Origin of the sequence: Streptomyces sp. NPDC050988, from assembly GCF_044456225.1 — a bacterium.
GTDB lineage: Bacteria > Actinomycetota > Actinomycetes > Streptomycetales > Streptomycetaceae > Streptomyces.
The window spans coordinates 1-14,788 of the sequence record NZ_JBITFQ010000059.1 but is presented as its reverse complement, the minus strand read 5'-3'; the positions used below and the strand labels follow the sequence as shown (position 1 = coordinate 14,788).

Below are 14,788 nucleotides of genomic sequence, written 5' to 3'. Positions count from 1 at the left end.
TCGGATCTTGGGTAAGCCATCAGATCCAGAGACATTCCTCCAATCTCTGCCCGCTGCGCGGGCTATACGGCACTGCGCCTCGTGGCGCAGAGAGGCTGTTGTGCGGACGGTTGGGCTCAGTCAAGCGGTGCACCGAGGCGATCACCGTCCACAGTCGCAACTCCCGCGCCATCTCGACGATCGCAGCCAACTCTGCTTGCAGAACTGGCCACTGGCACCGGTCCCAGTCCGCCGGGCCGACCGCGTCCGGGCCGGCGACGGACATGACGAGCTTGTTGGGAAAGCAGATCGCGCCTTCCGGGAAGTGCACGATCCTCGCGCCCTGGGCGCTTGCCTCGCGCATCAGAGCACGGACCTGACGGCCGCTTTCGCGCAGCGCGTCAACATCTCGGGGGTCTTCACGAACGGGGGTCTGCGCGACGGCGAGCCGCACGCCCTGGGGATTCCTTGCTTCCGACATAACGTCTCCTGATGGAGTCGGACGGAAGTGCCGGAGGGCAGACGTGTAGGACTCGCCGGTCTTGGCGGCGCGGGCGCGCACCAGGCGCTTAAAGTTCCTGCGGGCTGTCATCGCGGCCTTCCACGCCTTGAGCGACGATTCCCCAGCAACCTCGCCCGAGGCGATCGGGCTGCGACAACGGCCTGAGACGCTGGTCCCTTTGCCTCCGATGGGAGACCGTGCTGGGGACGGTCGCGGGAGGTTCGGCGTAGGCCACGCAGTCCGTCATCATGCCGTCACCCACGGGCTCCGTCAACACGACCCGCGCGCCGTTGAATGCACTTGCCCCAAGGGGGCAATGTGCCCCTGCTCTGCGGTTGCGGTGAGAGTCCGCAGGCCGGCCCCGCGCCGGTAACAAGGGCGGGTGAGGTGTTCGCGGGACCGTATGGCGGAACCAGAGCGCTGGCAGGCGTTCCTGAGCCTGACGTTTTCCGGCCGTGACTCCCGTCGGCAGAGATGGTGCATTGCAGGCATGAGCGGACTCGTTCAGCGTGGGCCTCCAGCCGCTCGCCATGCTGGGAGCTCCCGCGCTGCTTCGGAGGTACGTGTGCCTGCCGTCCTCGCTGACGTCCGTATCCTGCCCTGCCCGGTTCGCAGCCATCGCACCGTAGGGGTGAGCCGATGGCGTGGGTGAACGAGATCAACACGGACCGGGACGTGGACCGTTGGCTGGCTCCCGGCACCGACGGCGCCCTGGTCTGGATCGGCACCGGACTGCCGGCTGTAGGGCTGGAGCCCGGCGCCCTCTTCAGTGAAGAGCACGAGACGGCCGCCCGCCGTCTGATGAAAGGATGTCATCCCCAGACCGGTGCTCCGCTTTTCGCCTCCAGGGCCTCGGTGCGTGCCCACAGGAAGGCCACGCTGGCCGTTGCCCCGCTCCTGCGCGCCATCGAGGAGAAGGCGGCCGCGGCTGGTGTCGAGCCGGGTGCGCTGTTGGAGGGAAAGCCGAAGCAGCAGAAGACGCTCGCGGGGCAACAGCGCCTGGTCATCAAGGAAGGCGAGACACAGCGCCTGAACATCGTGACTGTGCACAAACTCGCCCGTGCCGTCGGCATCGACCTTCCCGACGTGTACGGCCGGGCGGAACTCGAGACGGCATGGAGGCACAAGGACCTGCGGGTCGACAGCAGGGTGCCGGGCTGGTGCGTCGTTCTCGACCTGCCCAAGAGCGACAGCGTGCTCGCCGGACTTCTGCCCGAGCGGGCAGAGAGCGAGTACCGGCTGCTGGTCCAGGAGGCGCGGGCCGACACGCTGAACGCTGCGGAGCAGCTGATCGGGTATGCCGTCCGCAGCCAGGACGGCGACCTCGCCCGGATCGCGACGCAGGGCCTTCTCGGATGGTCCTCCGAGCATCGCGCCGCACGCCCGATGGGCGACGCACAGCCCGGCGACCCGCACCTTCGCCTGCATGTCGTCCTCGCCAACCTCGCGTTGTGCGAGGACGGCACGTGGCGCAGCATCGCCAACTCCGGCATGGACCTCTACCGCCACGCCTCCGTGCTCGACGCATTCTTCAAAGCCCGCGTACGTCTGCTGGCACTCCAGAGGTTCGGCGTGCGCCGGGTACGGTCCCAGACGACAGGTGCGTGGGAGGTCGAGGGCATCTCCCGGCTGCTGTGCACCACATTCAGCCGCCGCGCGCAGCAGGTGAACGAAGACGCGGGTGCGGGCGCATCAGTGGAGGATAAGAGGCGGGTTTCCGCTTGGGCTCTTCGCTTCACGCACGCGGTGGCCAGCGCGGACACGATGCGTGAGAGCTGGAGGCAGCGCGCCGAGGCCGCAGGCATCGACGTGGACGCGATGGTTGCCGGGGCCGCCCCAGGCCCAGGAAGCAACGACTCCTCTGGTACCGGACCGCGCATCCCGCCGCCCGATCAACTCGCGGCGCTTGTCCTCGGCCCAGGGACAGGTCTCACCGGTGCGACGAAAGGGGAGCTGACCCGGGCCGAGCTGATGGCCGCCGTAGCCAACGCCCTGCCGTACGGATTCGGCACCGATCTAGGCGAGCTGCAACGCCTGGCCGATGACGTCCTCCGGGCAGACGGATACACCGTTGCTCTACCCCACCGGGGTTCCACCCTCATGAGCAGCACCGCCCGCTACGGCCTCCACCATGGCGAAAGCGTCGGCCCGTCCTGAACTCTTCCTGGCCCGGCATCGCGTCGGGGCGGGAACAGCTAGATTGTCGGTATGTCCGCCGCTTCCTCGCGCAGACCCTCTTTCCGGACCGCCGAGTACTGGGCGGCCCTCGAGGCAATCGCGGGCGACCTCATCAACGAGACCGCGCCCCACACGCAACGTCTCCCGGTGGACGCGCGCCGCACCCTCCAAAGGTTGTCGAGCCGCGGCTTTGGGCCGCTGAGCCTCTTTGACCTGTGCGCCCTCTTGGTCCTGGCCACGCCCCGAGCATCTGCAGCGTCCCCCGATGCAGGCGCCCGGGTTCCTTCGATGCCGCTGCCGACCGAACCAATGGCGACCGCACCGGCTGCCGGTCCGATCGCGGAACTCAAGAGAGGCCCCGTGACGGTGGCCGCGCATCCGACCGAGCGCCACATCCAGCACCTGCGGGAACTCGAAGAAGGGGTGGCCGAAGCCCGGTTGATCAGCTCGGAGCACCCCAGAGCGCGCAGTGCTGTACGCCGCGCGCTCATGGCCAGGGGCAGAACCGTCCAGGACGCGACCGCCGTCTACGGGATCGTGTGCGAGCTGATCGCTCACGCACCTCGCGCAACCTCCTGATGCCCGCACGCGGGAGCACACCGACGGAGAGCGGGCGTCGCCGACAGCACGGGAGCTCGAACGGCGGCCGCAGCACAACAGCGTGCTATGGCCTTCATGCCTCGCGACGGCCTCCCGCGCCACCTTCTCACCCGCCCCCGGGGCTCCGAAGGGTCCGTCACGGCTGCTGCTCAGCTCCCCACAGGGCTTCCTCCAAGGCCTGCACCCGCTGGGCGAGGTGGGCGAGCTGCGGGCTCAGTCCCGTCTCACCCGGCCGGATGCGACCTGCGGATCCCGGGGGCCGCTCCCGAGACCGCCTCGGAGTGCTCGGCGTGGCCTTCGCCGGCCCGGAGCCGGACAGCCGCGGGCCGACGAAACTGCCCACTCCATGGACGGTGTAGATGAGCCCTTCAGCCCGCAGGACGTCGACACCCCGGCGGATCGTCATGTTGGCGTGCCCGAACTGCACCTCCAGCTCACGGCTGGACGGCAGCCGATCGCCAGGCCCAAGAGCGCCGGAGGTGATCTGGTGCCTCAGGTGGGCGGCGACGAACAGGTACGGAGCATCGGCACTGTCGACCAGGCGGTCGTCACTCGGGGAGTCGTATCCGTGCCCGTCCCCGGGGTCGCTGTCCAAGCCCCCGGCCAACTCGGGAACCAACTCCTCCGGCGCCTGCTTCTGCTCAGGCACCGTCATCACTGCGACACCTCCGCATGACCGGTACCAGAGTGGGCGGGAAGCGGGCCGACAAACGTCCCCACGCCCTGCACCGCGTGGATCAGCTGTTCGTCGGTGAGCACTTGGAGTGCGTGCCGCACCGTGGCCATCGCGACGCCGTGCGCCGCCATCAGGTCGCGCACCGAAGGAACTCGACTTCCCTGGGGGAGGGCGCCCGACTGGATCTGGTCCCGCAGACCTGCCGCGATGCGCCGATAGCGCAGGCTCTCCGTCCCGCCGGCCGCAGGCTGCACGCTGCGCGCGCCTTCGTTCGCCTGTGCCCCGCGGTCGGACAGCCGCGCCGTCCCGTGAGAGGGGCGGCGGACGGGAGAGCGGCCCAGGGCGGCCGCCACCTCGGCGACATGGTGTGCCTTGTACGCGGTCTTCGCCCCGGAGGCCGAAAGACCACCGGCCTCGGCCAGCACCGCGAGTTCGTACGGACGAGGCCGGACGAACTCGCGTCCAAAGGCCAACAACCGCCGCACCTCATGGTCGGCCTGCCGGCGACGCCAGTGCGCCTCCGAGAGCGCCACCAGGAGCGGATCTTCGTCCGCCCCTTCCCAGATCGTCCACAGGCGCTCGGCCGTGGCCCGCCGCTCCTGCAGGAGGCCTTCGAGAACGTCGTCAGGGTCCCCGCACTGTTTCTCGGGGGAGGGGGTGGGAACTAGGAGCACGGCAATGGATTCGCACAGGTCAGAGAGCATCATGGACAACACTCTTCGCGGAGAACCACGAAAATCGTTGAGCAGTGCAGGATCGTCCCGCCTCACGGGAGGAAACGCCGGAGGGATCGTAGCCGTCGTCCCGGCAGGCGGACGCACCCGCGAATCTGCTGTCTTGCACAGCCGACCGCCACGGGCGTCGGGGATTCGAGCGGCTTTCGGCGTGCTCTGCCTCACCCTTGCTACGCAGTATGACGGCGTGCCGTCGTGTGCCGGAACTCCGTCTGGTGTCCCGCACGGAGTTGCCCAACATGCTGTGGCCACCCGTGTGAAACCCCTACACTCCGACTTTGGGGAAGAATGGACCGAGAAGGCCACCTGACCTGCGAAGGAGCCAGGCACCGTCTGTTCAGAGGCCGTGGTGACAAGACGTCGGTCAGCCAGGGATGTGACAGAAGTTGGTCTGGCTTCGCTATATGAGCGGTACCTACGCTGAGAACGTACGGGGCAGTAGAGCTGTCAGTTCAGCGCCGGTGGGACACCCGCCCCGGGGAGCGGCTAGTCGAAGTCAGGAGCCGAGCATGGTGATCGCTTCCCTCGGGGAGGTAGTCGCGGTCTACCGGGCCAGAGCCGCTCTCGATCCCTCGCACGTGGCCGAGAGGGCAGGCATCTCCATAGATCAGTACCTCGCACTTGAGCAGGGCACCGCCTGGCCGGGCACCGAGGCGGTCAAGGCGGTCATCGACGTCCTGCAACTCCCCGACAGCCACCGAGCGCGACTGGCCGCGGCGGACGCCCCTGTCGACAAATACCTACAGCGCATACTGCACGGCTATGACATCCCGGTTCTCATCGTGGACAGCACCTGGCGAAACGTGGAGGCCAACGGTTTCGCCCGAGCGTTGCTGCCCGACTCGGTCCTGCCGGGATGGAACCTGATGCGCTGGGTCTTGTTCGACGGTGACGCGCGAAGACGACTCGCCAACTGGGACGACGTCGCCCGGGTCTTCGCCGGTGTCCTCCGTGACGCCATTACTGCGTCCCCCCGAAACGCCGAGCTGCTCGCTCTATGCGAGGAGGCTGCGCAGCTGGGTCTTTCCGTGGCCTCCTCCCCACGGGACTGCCCCGACGGGCAGGTATTCGTCTGGCGCACGGACAGCGGCGCATGTCCGATCTCCGCCTGCCTGCTCAGCGTGCCCAGTGGCCGCCCGGACCTGCGGCAGGTCATGTTCGTGCCGCGAAGCACCCAGCCGGTACCCGTGCTCATGGCCGAGCAGTCAAGCCCCGCTCCCTGGTACGGCCCACTGCTCACCGATCTGCTCTCCTGCGGACTGTGCGGGTTGCTCCTGACCGGCGCCCACCTGCCGGCCACCTACAGCTGCGCCACAGGGTGTCTGCCCGAACTCCCCGCCGGCGACCTCGAGCTCCGCATCGCGAAGAGGGCACTCACACGTGCCTTCCCCGCCCAGGCCTGTCGCGAACTCGGCGTCGCACAGGAGATCCTTACCGCCGACGGGATCGAGATGAAGCTGAACGTCCCCGTCTCGCCCCAGCACGCGCTGGATCAGTGGCGGCGCTCGATGACCAACACCCAGCGCCGGGGCATCCTCACCACGACGCTGAGGTCAGTGACCGTCTATCCGGCACCGGGCAGAAACGGTTCGCCCGGCGTCGACCTTGCCTACAACTGGCGCGAACTGACCTGATTCCTGACTGCTGTCGCGGATCAGGCTGCCGCCTCTCCTCAGTGGCCGGGACAACCGTCCGTCACAGCGGAGTCATCCAAACCCCTGTCGGCTGCCCCGGCACGAGACATCGTCTCAGCCCCGCTCCCGGCGCCGAAGGGGAAGCCCTCAACCGCCTCAACCGACCTCTGACACGCCGTCGCCGCGTCGCGCCAATGGGCGACGTGCACGTCCCGTCCCGTGAGACGGGACGTGCAGTTCTCGGTGACGGCCTGCTGCAGCGCGAGGCGCACCTGCCCGGTCCCGGACCCCAGGTCGAGCAGCGCCCGGTGCTGCTTACTGGCCACCGTCTCGGTAAGCAGGGCGACGGCTTCGACCGGGATGCCCGGCCGGTAAGCCGCGTAGTCCAAGGCGCCAGGCCACAGGGTGAAGCCGGGCGGACGGTGGTCGTGAGGGAACTCGTCGGCGCGGATGCCGAGTTCGTAGATCTTGTCTCTTGCGGTGTCCGTGGCCCAGCGCGAAGCGCCGTCCGCACACCTGGCGGCCAGCTCGACGCCCCGGTCAGCTACGGTTCTGCCACCACCCGCATCGGCATGATCTACCCAGGGAAGTGCCGGTCGGCTACGTTGAGCCTGGAGCAGGACACGCACGCCCAGACCCCGAACAACGCATCCCACGCCGAGCAGTTCGGCCGGTCGCAGGCTCGCCGGATACGGTCCGGCACCCGGGGCCACACCCCCGGGCGAGGGCCCGTGGTGCTTTGCCCTGCCCGGTCAACGACATGATCGGCGGGTTGGCGTGGGGCCCGCCGTGGAGTCGACCATGACCCGTGCCGGCAGCAACGACCGCAAGGCCAAGGCCCGCGCCCTCGCGGCATCCAAGGAAATCTCGCGCACAGAGGCCCACGCACTGCTACTCGCGGCCAAGAACCGCATCCCGCGCACAGGCGCCCAGCACCCGACGCCTTCGCCCGCATCCCAGGAACACGACATCGCGATCCAGCGCACGCCCGCCACCGGCGAGGCCGAGCTCCTGGAGGGAGACGAGGCCACGTACGTCCTCTGGCACCACGACGACGCGACCCTGCGCTCCGCATGCATCTGCGGCTGGACCAACCCGTATCCCGGACCCCGCTTCCCCGCGCAGCGGGACCCCTACGGCATCGAGTCCGCAGAGCAGAAGCACTGGCGCTGGTACCACCTTGCTGCCTGGGCCCGCCACGCCGACGAAGCGGCCGGCGAGCCGTGGGCGGCCGAGGCGTTCCGGGCCCCGGACCTGAACCTGACCGAACTTCACATCGGCCTGCTCCTGACGCTGCGACTCGAACTGGACCACACCCAGGACGACCCCGAGCATGTGGCCGCCACCTACACATCGATCGAGACGGCCGTGCGACAGGAACGCCTCCACCGCAGCTGGATCCCCGCGTACGGCGGTGAGCGACCGGCTGCGGCCGACTTCGGCCACCTGCCCGAGGACCTGAGTGCCGGCCTGGACGCGCTGGTGCACCGCTTCTCTGCGGACCGCCGCGTCCCAATGGAACTTCAGTACCTCCAGCTCTTGGCCGGCGAACTGCGACGCCTGGCCATCCACACCCCGCAGCCAGCCGAGACCCCCCTGCCAGGGGCGTGATCCGCGACAGCGTCATCGTCGTCCTGCGGAGGGCGCGCACCCGGTTCCCTCTCCCGATCGCGCCCGTGGCCGTGGGGTACGCCACAGGGCGTGGCTCAAGCGCCCCGCCTGCGCTGTGGAGCCGACTTTCCGGCCTCATTGCGGCGTCAAGGCTGTGGAGCAGGTCGCCCCCGGTGGAGTGATCGACGACACCGTAGGGAACAAGTGTTCGAGTGATGGCCTATTCTGTTCGCCGGTAGGCCATGCGACGGGCTGGAGGGGCACGCGGGCAAGAGCGGTCAGGAGGTGCGATGACGTCGTTCACGCACCTACGCGTCGCCTCGGGATTCTCTCTGCGGTACGGGGCCAGCCAGGTCGAGGATCTGGCCGAGCGCGCGGGGGAGCGGGGCCTTGACGCGCTAGCGCTGACCGACCGCGACTCCATGGCCGGATCCGTGCGGCACGCGAAGGCCTGCACCGCCGCCGGGGTGCGTCCGCTGTTCGGGGTGGACCTCGCGGTGCCGCCCGCGATCGTCCCGGAGCCCGCGGGGACCGGGCGCCGGCGCAGCCCGGTCAAGGGCGGCGCGTTCGTCGCCGAAGCCGAGCAGCGGGCTGTGATGCTCGCCCGAACCGCCCGCGGCTGGGCGGCCTTGTGCCACCTGACCTCGGCCGCCGCTACGGACTCCAAGGTGGCCTGGGCAGACGTGGACCAGGCGGCCGGAGAGGACGACCTGGTCGCACTGCTCGGCGCGGACTCCGAAGTCGGCGCCGCTCTGACGCAGGGCCGCCCAGATAAGGCTGCTCGGCTCCTGGCCCCGTGGCGCGACCGGTTCGGCACCGCGCTGCGCCTGGAGGTCGCCTGCCACGGCCGCCCGGGCACCGGGCCCGGCTCTGTGCGGGGCGCTGCCCGCATGCTCGCGTTCGCCGACGAGCACGACGTCCCCGCCGTGCTCTCCAACGCGGTCCGCTACGCCGATCCCGGCATGGGCGAGGTGGCCGACCTCCTGGACTCCGCACGCCTGCTCGTGCCCATCGACGCCCGCGACGCGCAGCACCTCGACGGCGGCGAGCGGTGGCTGAAGGACGACTCCGGCATGGAGCGGATCGCCGAACGTGTAGCCGAGGCGGCCGGAGAGCGCACCGCACGCGTCACGCGCCTGCTGGCGCAGACCGAGGAGACGGCCGCGTCCTGCGAGGTGGACCCGGCCGACGCCTTCGGACTGGGGCGGCTCCACCTGCCCGAGGCCCACTTGATCGGCGCCGAGGAGAGCGCGGTGGACCGGGAGCTGGCCGGCCGGTGCGCGGCCGCGATAATGCACCACGGCTACCACCGCCTCCCCGCCTACTGGGACCGCGTCGAGTCCGAGCTGACCACGATCGCCCGGCTCGGGCTCGCCGGCTACTTCCTGACCATCGCCGAAGTCGTCCGCCTCACCAAGGAACTGCACGTGCGCGTGGCCGCCCGCGGCTCGGCGGTCGGCTCCCTGGTCGTGCACCTGCTCGGGATCAGCCCGATCGACCCGGTCGCCCACGGCCTCGTCATGGAGCGCTTTCTCTCACCCCGACGCGCGGCCCTCCCGGACATCGACCTGGACGTGGAGTCGGCCCGCCGCCTGGAGGTCTACCAAGCGGTCCGGAAACGGTTCGGCAGCGACCGGGTAGCAACGCTCGCGGTGTACGAGACTTACCGGGCGCGCGGCGCGATCCGGGCCGTGGCGCTCGCACGCGGCATGATCCCGGAGGACGCCGACGGGCTCGCTGAGGCGTTTCCTCAGGTCAAGGCCCGCGATGTGCGCTCGGCGCTCAGGGAGCTGCCGGAGCTGAAGCGGATCGCGGCCGAGGACCACGGGCGGCTGTGGTCCCTGGTGGAGTCGCTGGACGGGCTGCCGCATACGACCGGCATGCACCCCTGCGGGCTGCTCGTCTCCGACGCTGGCCTGCTGGACCGCACGCCGGTGGCGCCGACCTCCATCCCGAACATCGCCATGAGCGTCTTCTCCAAGCACGACATCGAGGACACCGGGCACATCAAGGTCGACGTCATCGGCGTACGGGCACAAGCCGGGCTCGCGCACACCGTCGCCGAGATCGCCCGGACCACCGGCACGAGCATCGACCTCGACGACCCAGCCCAGGTACCGCCGGAGGATCCCGCCACCCTGGACATGCTCCACGCGGGCGCCAGCCTGGGGACCTACAACCTCGAATCACCCGGTCAGAGGGAACTCGTGCGCAAGCTGCGCCCGCGCACCGTGGACGACTTCGCCCTGGACGTCGCCCTGTTCCGGCCGGGCCCCGTCGTCGCGAACATGATCGACCCCGTGGTCGCGGCCCGCGACGGCCAGGCCCGGCCCCGGCGCCTGCACCGTGATCTGGAGCCGATCGTCGCCGAGACCCACGGCCAGGTGGTGTACCACGAACAGGTCATCAAGATCGTCGCGAAGATCACGCAATGCGACCTGGGACTGGCGGACGAGGCCCGCCGCGCCCTGTCCGACCCCGACCGCACCGGACGCGTCCGCGCCTGGTTCACCGACGCCGCCCGACGCAACGGCTACGACCGCCACACCGCCACCACCACCTGGGAAATCCTCGCGGCCTTCGGCTCATACGGCTTCTGCAAGGCGCACGCGCTGGCCCTCGCCGTGCCCGCCTACCAGTCAGCCTGGACCAAAGCACACCACCCGGCCGCGTTCGCGGCCGGCTTGCTCACCCACGATCCCGGCATGTACCCGCGCCGTGTCCTTGCCGCCGAGGCCCGCCGCCGCGGCGTGCCCCTCCTCGCGCCGGACATCGAGCACTCCCAGCACGCCTCCATCGTCGAGCAGCACCACGAGACCTGGGGGGTGCGCCTTGGCCTGGGCCTGATCAAGGGCATCACCACCGCCGAGACCGACCGCATCATCAGCGCACGCCCCTACCGCTCTCTGGACGACTTCTGGCAGCGGGCCCGCCCCAGCCTCCCCCTCGCCGACCGGCTCGCCCGCATCGGAGCCCTCGACCAGCTCGGCCCGCGCCGCGAGATCCTGCTCCACCTCACCGAGCTCCACCGCCAACACCGCGGACGCCGCATCGAATCCGGGCAACTGCCCCTGGGCGCCGAAGACAGCGACAACACCACGGGCAAACTGGAGCAGGTCCAGGCGGCCGGGCTGCCGGGCATGAACGGCGAAGACCAACTGGCCGCCGAGCTCGAAATCCTCGGCATGGAGATCAGCCGACACCTGCTCGACGACCACCGGCCCCTGCTCGCCGAACTCGGCGTCACCCCCGCCGCGCGACTGCCGCAGCTGCGAGGCGGCCAGCGCGTCCTGGTCGCCGGCGTGAAGGCCAGCTCACAGACCCCGCCCACCCGATCCGGGAAGCGCACCATATTCCTCACGCTCGATGACCCCACCGACCTGAGCGACCTCGCCTTCTTCGAGGACAGCCACGACACCTGCGCCGAAACGATCTTTCACAGCTCGCTGCTGCTCGCTCGCGGCACCGTCTCCCGCCGCCACCCCCGCAGCGTGAGCATCACCGGCCAGACGGTGTGGGACCTCGCCGAGCTCATCGACCTCTACCGCGACGGCGGCACCGACGCGGTCGCCGACCGGCTCACCCGCCCCGGCACCCTCCCCGACACGGACGCCCACACCCGCCGATCCCGGCGTCCCGGGGGCCGACGCCTGCACCACGCCAGCCCCGGAAGCGCCGGATGACCCACACCCCCAGACCTCGCGCGGTGCTGTACCTGCACTTCGGGCCGACCACCGAGACCGAATACCGCGAACTCACCGCGTTCCTCGGCCAGTTCACCCCCGTAGTACAGACCTGCCCGCCCGACGTCGCCCTCGCCGAGCTCACCGGGGCCCTACGGATCTTCGACCGTGACGCGCCCGCGCTCGCCGCGCTCATCCGCATCCGTCTCATCGCCCTGTTCGGCGACATCCAAGCCACCCTCGGCCTCGGCCCCAACCCGCTGCTCGCCCGCATCGCCGCCACCGACGGCCCACCCGGCACCTTGCGCACAGCCCCCAGCACCCCCGAAGACGCCGCGGCCTACCTTGCCCCTATGCCACTCGGCCGGCTCCCCGGCTGCGGCCCCGCCACCGTGCGCACCCTGCGCCGCCTGGGCCTGACCACCATCGGAGACCTCGCCACCACCCCGAGCGCAACCCTGACCCGCATCCTCGGCACCAGCACCGCCCGACGCATGCACACCGCCGCGCACGGCATCGACCCCACCCCCGTGCAACCCGCCGCGCCCGCCGCAACCCTCAGCGCGGAACACCACTTCCCCCACGACGAACTCAACCCCCAACGGCAGCACGGCGCCCTCCTCGCTCTCGCCGACAATCTCGGTCTGCGCCTCCGCGCCAGCCACCAGATCACCCGCGGCCTCGCCCTCACCGTGCGCTACGCCGACCGCTCCACCACCACCCGCACCCGCACCCTGCCCGAGCCGACCGCACACGGCCCCGCCCTCATCGCCGCCGCGCACGCCCTCCACCAGACCCTCGGCCTGCAGCGCGCCAGAGTCCGCACCTTGAGCCTGAGGGCAGAGCGCCTCACCCCGGCCGAGCACGCCGCCCTCCAGCTCACACTCGACCCCGGCGACGAGCGGTCGCGCCGACTCGAGGCCGCCACCGACCGCCTCCGCGAGAGGTTCGGACCCCATGCCCTACGCCCCGCCGCCGCCTGGCTCTGAACCCTTGACCACCGAGCGATGAGGGCTACGCGACAAGGGCAGCGGGCTCCCCGAGGCGGGTGGCCGCCGTACGCCAGGCATCGGTCACCGCGCTGTGGGCCCTTGCCGACTGTGCTGCACGGTCACCGGTGAGCTCCAGAGGCGCTCCCACGTGGACGTGAAGGCCAGGGCGGCGCAACGGCGCGCGGTGGCCAGCCCGGCGATCTGCTTCGCCGCGCTGCCCGAAGTGACCCGACGGGCCCCGGCCTGTCCCACAGGGACAACGGGGGCGCCGCTGCGCTCGGCCAGCCGGGCCAGGCCGCTGCGGAAGGATCCGGGGGCCGACTCGCCGGCGTCCCGTCGGCGGGGCAGGCCGCCCTCGGCGTAGATGAGCACCGACCGTCCCTGCTCCAGGGCCCGCGCGGCGGAATCGAGTGCGTCGGCTGCCCGCCGGTCGCCCCGGAACACGGGGATGTGGCCTTCGCGGGCGAGGAAACGACCGAGCAACGGGATGCGCCACAGCCCGGCCGCCGCCATCACGACCGGGTCGGCGCCGAGCCGACGCAAAGCGGCCAGCACGATCGCGGGGTCCGCCAACGAGGTGTGATTCGCGGCGAACACGCTGCCGGGCCTGATCGTGAAGCCGGGGGCGGTGGTCACCGACAGGCGGCCGACGGTGGGTACCAGGACGTTGGCGATGCGGCTGAGCATGGGTGGATCTCCCCGTTTCGACGATGTTGATCTTCATGTTTCGTCAGCGGTCAACGCCGTTGCATGAGTTCTCCTACTCATCTACGCGTCCGTACTTCTCATGAGCGGTCCTGGGGGCCGAGCGAGCAGCGGGCCGCCGACGGGCGGCCGCCGGGGCCCGCTGCGTTCTGGGGCGCAGTGCCGATCAGCGCACAGGCCAGGGCGCAGGCGGTGCCAGCCAGGCGTTCATGCCGCCGCGGGTGCCGGGGTGGTATGCACGATGTGTGAACGGTGACGAGGGCGATGAGCCGGCCGACGAAGACGTCGAACCTCAGCCAGAGCTATGTGACCTGTGCGGGACCGTGGTCTCGGACAGCTCGGAATGGTATGCCCTGGTCCCGGACTCGTCGTCGATTCACGCGGCCAACGCGAAGTTCGACGGCAAGCGCATGGTCGTCGGGTGCACGAAAGAACACCTCGCCGAACTGATCGGGCAATACAAACGCCGACCGTTCGTGGACGCCGAACTCTGGGCCGGGAAGATTGCCAGGGCTCTGCAGAAGTACGAAGGCCGGATCAGCGAGGAGGACCTGGCCGAGGAGACCGGACTGACCCCGGACCAGATCGAGGCTGGGGTGATGTGGCAGAACATCGAGTTCCTGCGCTGGCGCCAACACTTCGATGAAGACGGCCCCGAGCCATCCCCGTAGCTGGCGTGGAACGGCAGCGCACGGACGATGAGGTCGCCGCCGTCCGCTACCGGTGAAGAGGCAGCAGCCAGAGGCGCGGCACGGCAACTTGGCTGCACTGACGTCGACGGCGCGATTGACGGCGCCAGCACGATGGTTGTCAGTGGCTAATGGCAGTATCGCCTCCGACATGTCCCGTTCGCTGCGCGCGCGGGATGATCCACGGATATGGAGTGCTACACCATGAACCGCAGTGAGCTTGTGGCCGCGCTGGCCGACCGCGCCGAAGTGACCCGCAAGGACGCCGACGCCGTGCTGGCCGCGTTCGCCGAGGCCGTCGGCGAGATCGTCGCCAAGGGCGACGAGAAGGTCACGATCCCCGGCTTCCTCACCTTCGAGCGCACCCACCGCTCTGCCCGCACTGCGCGCAACCCGCAAACCGGCGACCCGATCCAGATTCCGGCCGGCTACGGCGTGAAGGTCTCCGCGGGTTCCAAGCTGAAGGAAGCCGCCAAGGGCAACTGAACCCCTTGCCTGCCCCCGACCAGGCAGTGCAGTCCGGAGCAGGCACCGAGCATTGACCGGCCCGGGGTGCCACCACGGCAGGGACGAGCCGCTGCTAGAGTGGCACCACCGACGCGGGGTGGAGCAGCTCGGTAGCTCGCTGGGCTCATAACCCAGAGGTCGCAGGTTCAAATCCTGTCCCCGCTACGAGATGAAGGGGCCCGCGATACCGGGCCCCTTCGCCTTGTGCGCCCAGCATGGGCGATTGCTTGGGGGTGAAAGTCCCCTGGGGGAAGAGGTGGTGCTAACCCCGAGCCGGAGGCAAGGGCGTCATTGTGAG

At 70.0% G+C, this 14,788-nt stretch carries 12 protein-coding genes, 1 tRNA gene and 1 pseudogene; 9 read left to right on the top strand and 5 right to left on the bottom strand.

What is annotated here, in order from left to right; genetic code table 11:
* Nucleotides 1-19: 19 nt before the first annotated feature.
* A complete protein-coding gene (locus tag ACIBEI_RS49270) occupies nt 20-433 on the bottom strand; it encodes a hypothetical protein (protein ID WP_398898058.1) in 414 nt (137 codons plus the stop codon).
* 687 nt (nt 434-1,120) lie between these two features.
* On the opposite strand from ACIBEI_RS49270, the gene ACIBEI_RS49265 reads away from it, so the two are divergent.
* Together ACIBEI_RS49265 and ACIBEI_RS49260 are read left to right on the top strand one after the other, a co-directional pair.
* A complete protein-coding gene (locus ACIBEI_RS49265) occupies nt 1,121-2,638 on the top strand; it encodes a relaxase domain-containing protein (protein ID WP_398898057.1) in 1,518 nt (505 codons plus the stop codon).
* Nucleotides 2,639-2,689: 51 nt separating this feature from the next.
* Nucleotides 2,690-3,238: a hypothetical protein gene (locus ACIBEI_RS49260; RefSeq protein ID WP_398898055.1), complete on the top strand. Its 549-nt coding sequence runs from the start codon at nt 2,690-2,692 to the stop codon at nt 3,236-3,238.
* A 157-nt stretch (nt 3,239-3,395) separates the two neighbouring features.
* On the opposite strand, the gene ACIBEI_RS49255 is transcribed toward ACIBEI_RS49260, so the two are convergent.
* Nucleotides 3,396-3,914 carry a GntR family transcriptional regulator gene (locus ACIBEI_RS49255; RefSeq protein ID WP_398898053.1) on the bottom strand — a complete coding sequence of 173 codons (519 nt, stop codon included), beginning with the start codon at nt 3,912-3,914 and terminating at the stop codon, nt 3,396-3,398.
* Nucleotides 3,914-4,642: a GntR family transcriptional regulator gene (locus tag ACIBEI_RS49250; RefSeq protein ID WP_398898051.1), complete on the bottom strand. Its 729-nt coding sequence runs from the start codon at nt 4,640-4,642 to the stop codon at nt 3,914-3,916. Before ACIBEI_RS49250 ends, ACIBEI_RS49255 begins: the two co-directional genes overlap by 1 nt.
* Nucleotides 4,643-5,178: 536 nt before the next feature.
* Between ACIBEI_RS49250 and ACIBEI_RS49245 the strand changes: the two genes are divergently transcribed.
* On the top strand, nt 5,179-6,303 hold the full coding sequence (locus tag ACIBEI_RS49245; protein WP_398898049.1) for a helix-turn-helix domain-containing protein: 1,125 nt from the start codon (nt 5,179-5,181) through the stop codon (nt 6,301-6,303).
* A gap of 38 nt (nt 6,304-6,341) precedes the next feature.
* Here ACIBEI_RS49245 and ACIBEI_RS49240 read toward each other — a convergent pair whose 3' ends face one another.
* Nucleotides 6,342-6,932, bottom strand: a complete 591-nt coding sequence (locus ACIBEI_RS49240) for a hypothetical protein (protein WP_398898048.1) — start codon at nt 6,930-6,932, stop codon at nt 6,342-6,344.
* A 172-nt stretch (nt 6,933-7,104) separates the two neighbouring features.
* Between ACIBEI_RS49240 and ACIBEI_RS49235 the strand changes: the two genes are divergently transcribed.
* From ACIBEI_RS49235 to ACIBEI_RS49225, 3 genes are all read left to right on the top strand, one after another.
* Entirely contained in the window at nt 7,105-7,914 is an 810-nt protein-coding gene (locus ACIBEI_RS49235) for a hypothetical protein (RefSeq protein WP_398898046.1), read from the top strand.
* Between the two features lie 290 nt (nt 7,915-8,204).
* Complete coding sequence (locus tag ACIBEI_RS49230; RefSeq protein WP_398898044.1) at nt 8,205-11,597, top strand: DNA polymerase III subunit alpha; 3,393 nt, start codon at nt 8,205-8,207, stop codon at nt 11,595-11,597.
* Complete coding sequence (locus ACIBEI_RS49225) at nt 11,594-12,586, top strand: DNA polymerase thumb domain-containing protein (protein WP_398898043.1); 993 nt, start codon at nt 11,594-11,596, stop codon at nt 12,584-12,586. Before ACIBEI_RS49230 ends, ACIBEI_RS49225 begins: the two co-directional genes overlap by 4 nt.
* 25 nt (nt 12,587-12,611) lie before the next feature.
* Here ACIBEI_RS49225 and ACIBEI_RS49220 read toward each other — a convergent pair.
* A pseudogene (locus tag ACIBEI_RS49220) lies at nt 12,612-13,276 on the bottom strand (lysophospholipid acyltransferase family protein).
* 263 nt (nt 13,277-13,539) lie between these two features.
* Between ACIBEI_RS49220 and ACIBEI_RS49215 the strand changes: the two are divergent.
* The 3 genes from ACIBEI_RS49215 to ACIBEI_RS49205 all read left to right on the top strand — a co-directional run bounded on the left by ACIBEI_RS49215 (nt 13,540) and on the right by ACIBEI_RS49205 (nt 14,655).
* Nucleotides 13,540-13,965, top strand: coding sequence for a hypothetical protein (locus ACIBEI_RS49215; RefSeq protein ID WP_398898041.1), 426 nt, complete (start codon nt 13,540-13,542; stop codon nt 13,963-13,965).
* Nucleotides 13,966-14,187: 222 nt separating this feature from the next.
* Nucleotides 14,188-14,469 (top strand): HU family DNA-binding protein, encoded by a 282-nt coding sequence (locus tag ACIBEI_RS49210; protein WP_398898039.1) that lies wholly within the window; start codon nt 14,188-14,190, stop codon nt 14,467-14,469.
* 112 nt (nt 14,470-14,581) lie between these two features.
* Nucleotides 14,582-14,655, top strand: a tRNA-Met gene (locus ACIBEI_RS49205).
* The last annotated feature ends 133 nt before the right edge of the window (nt 14,656-14,788 follow it).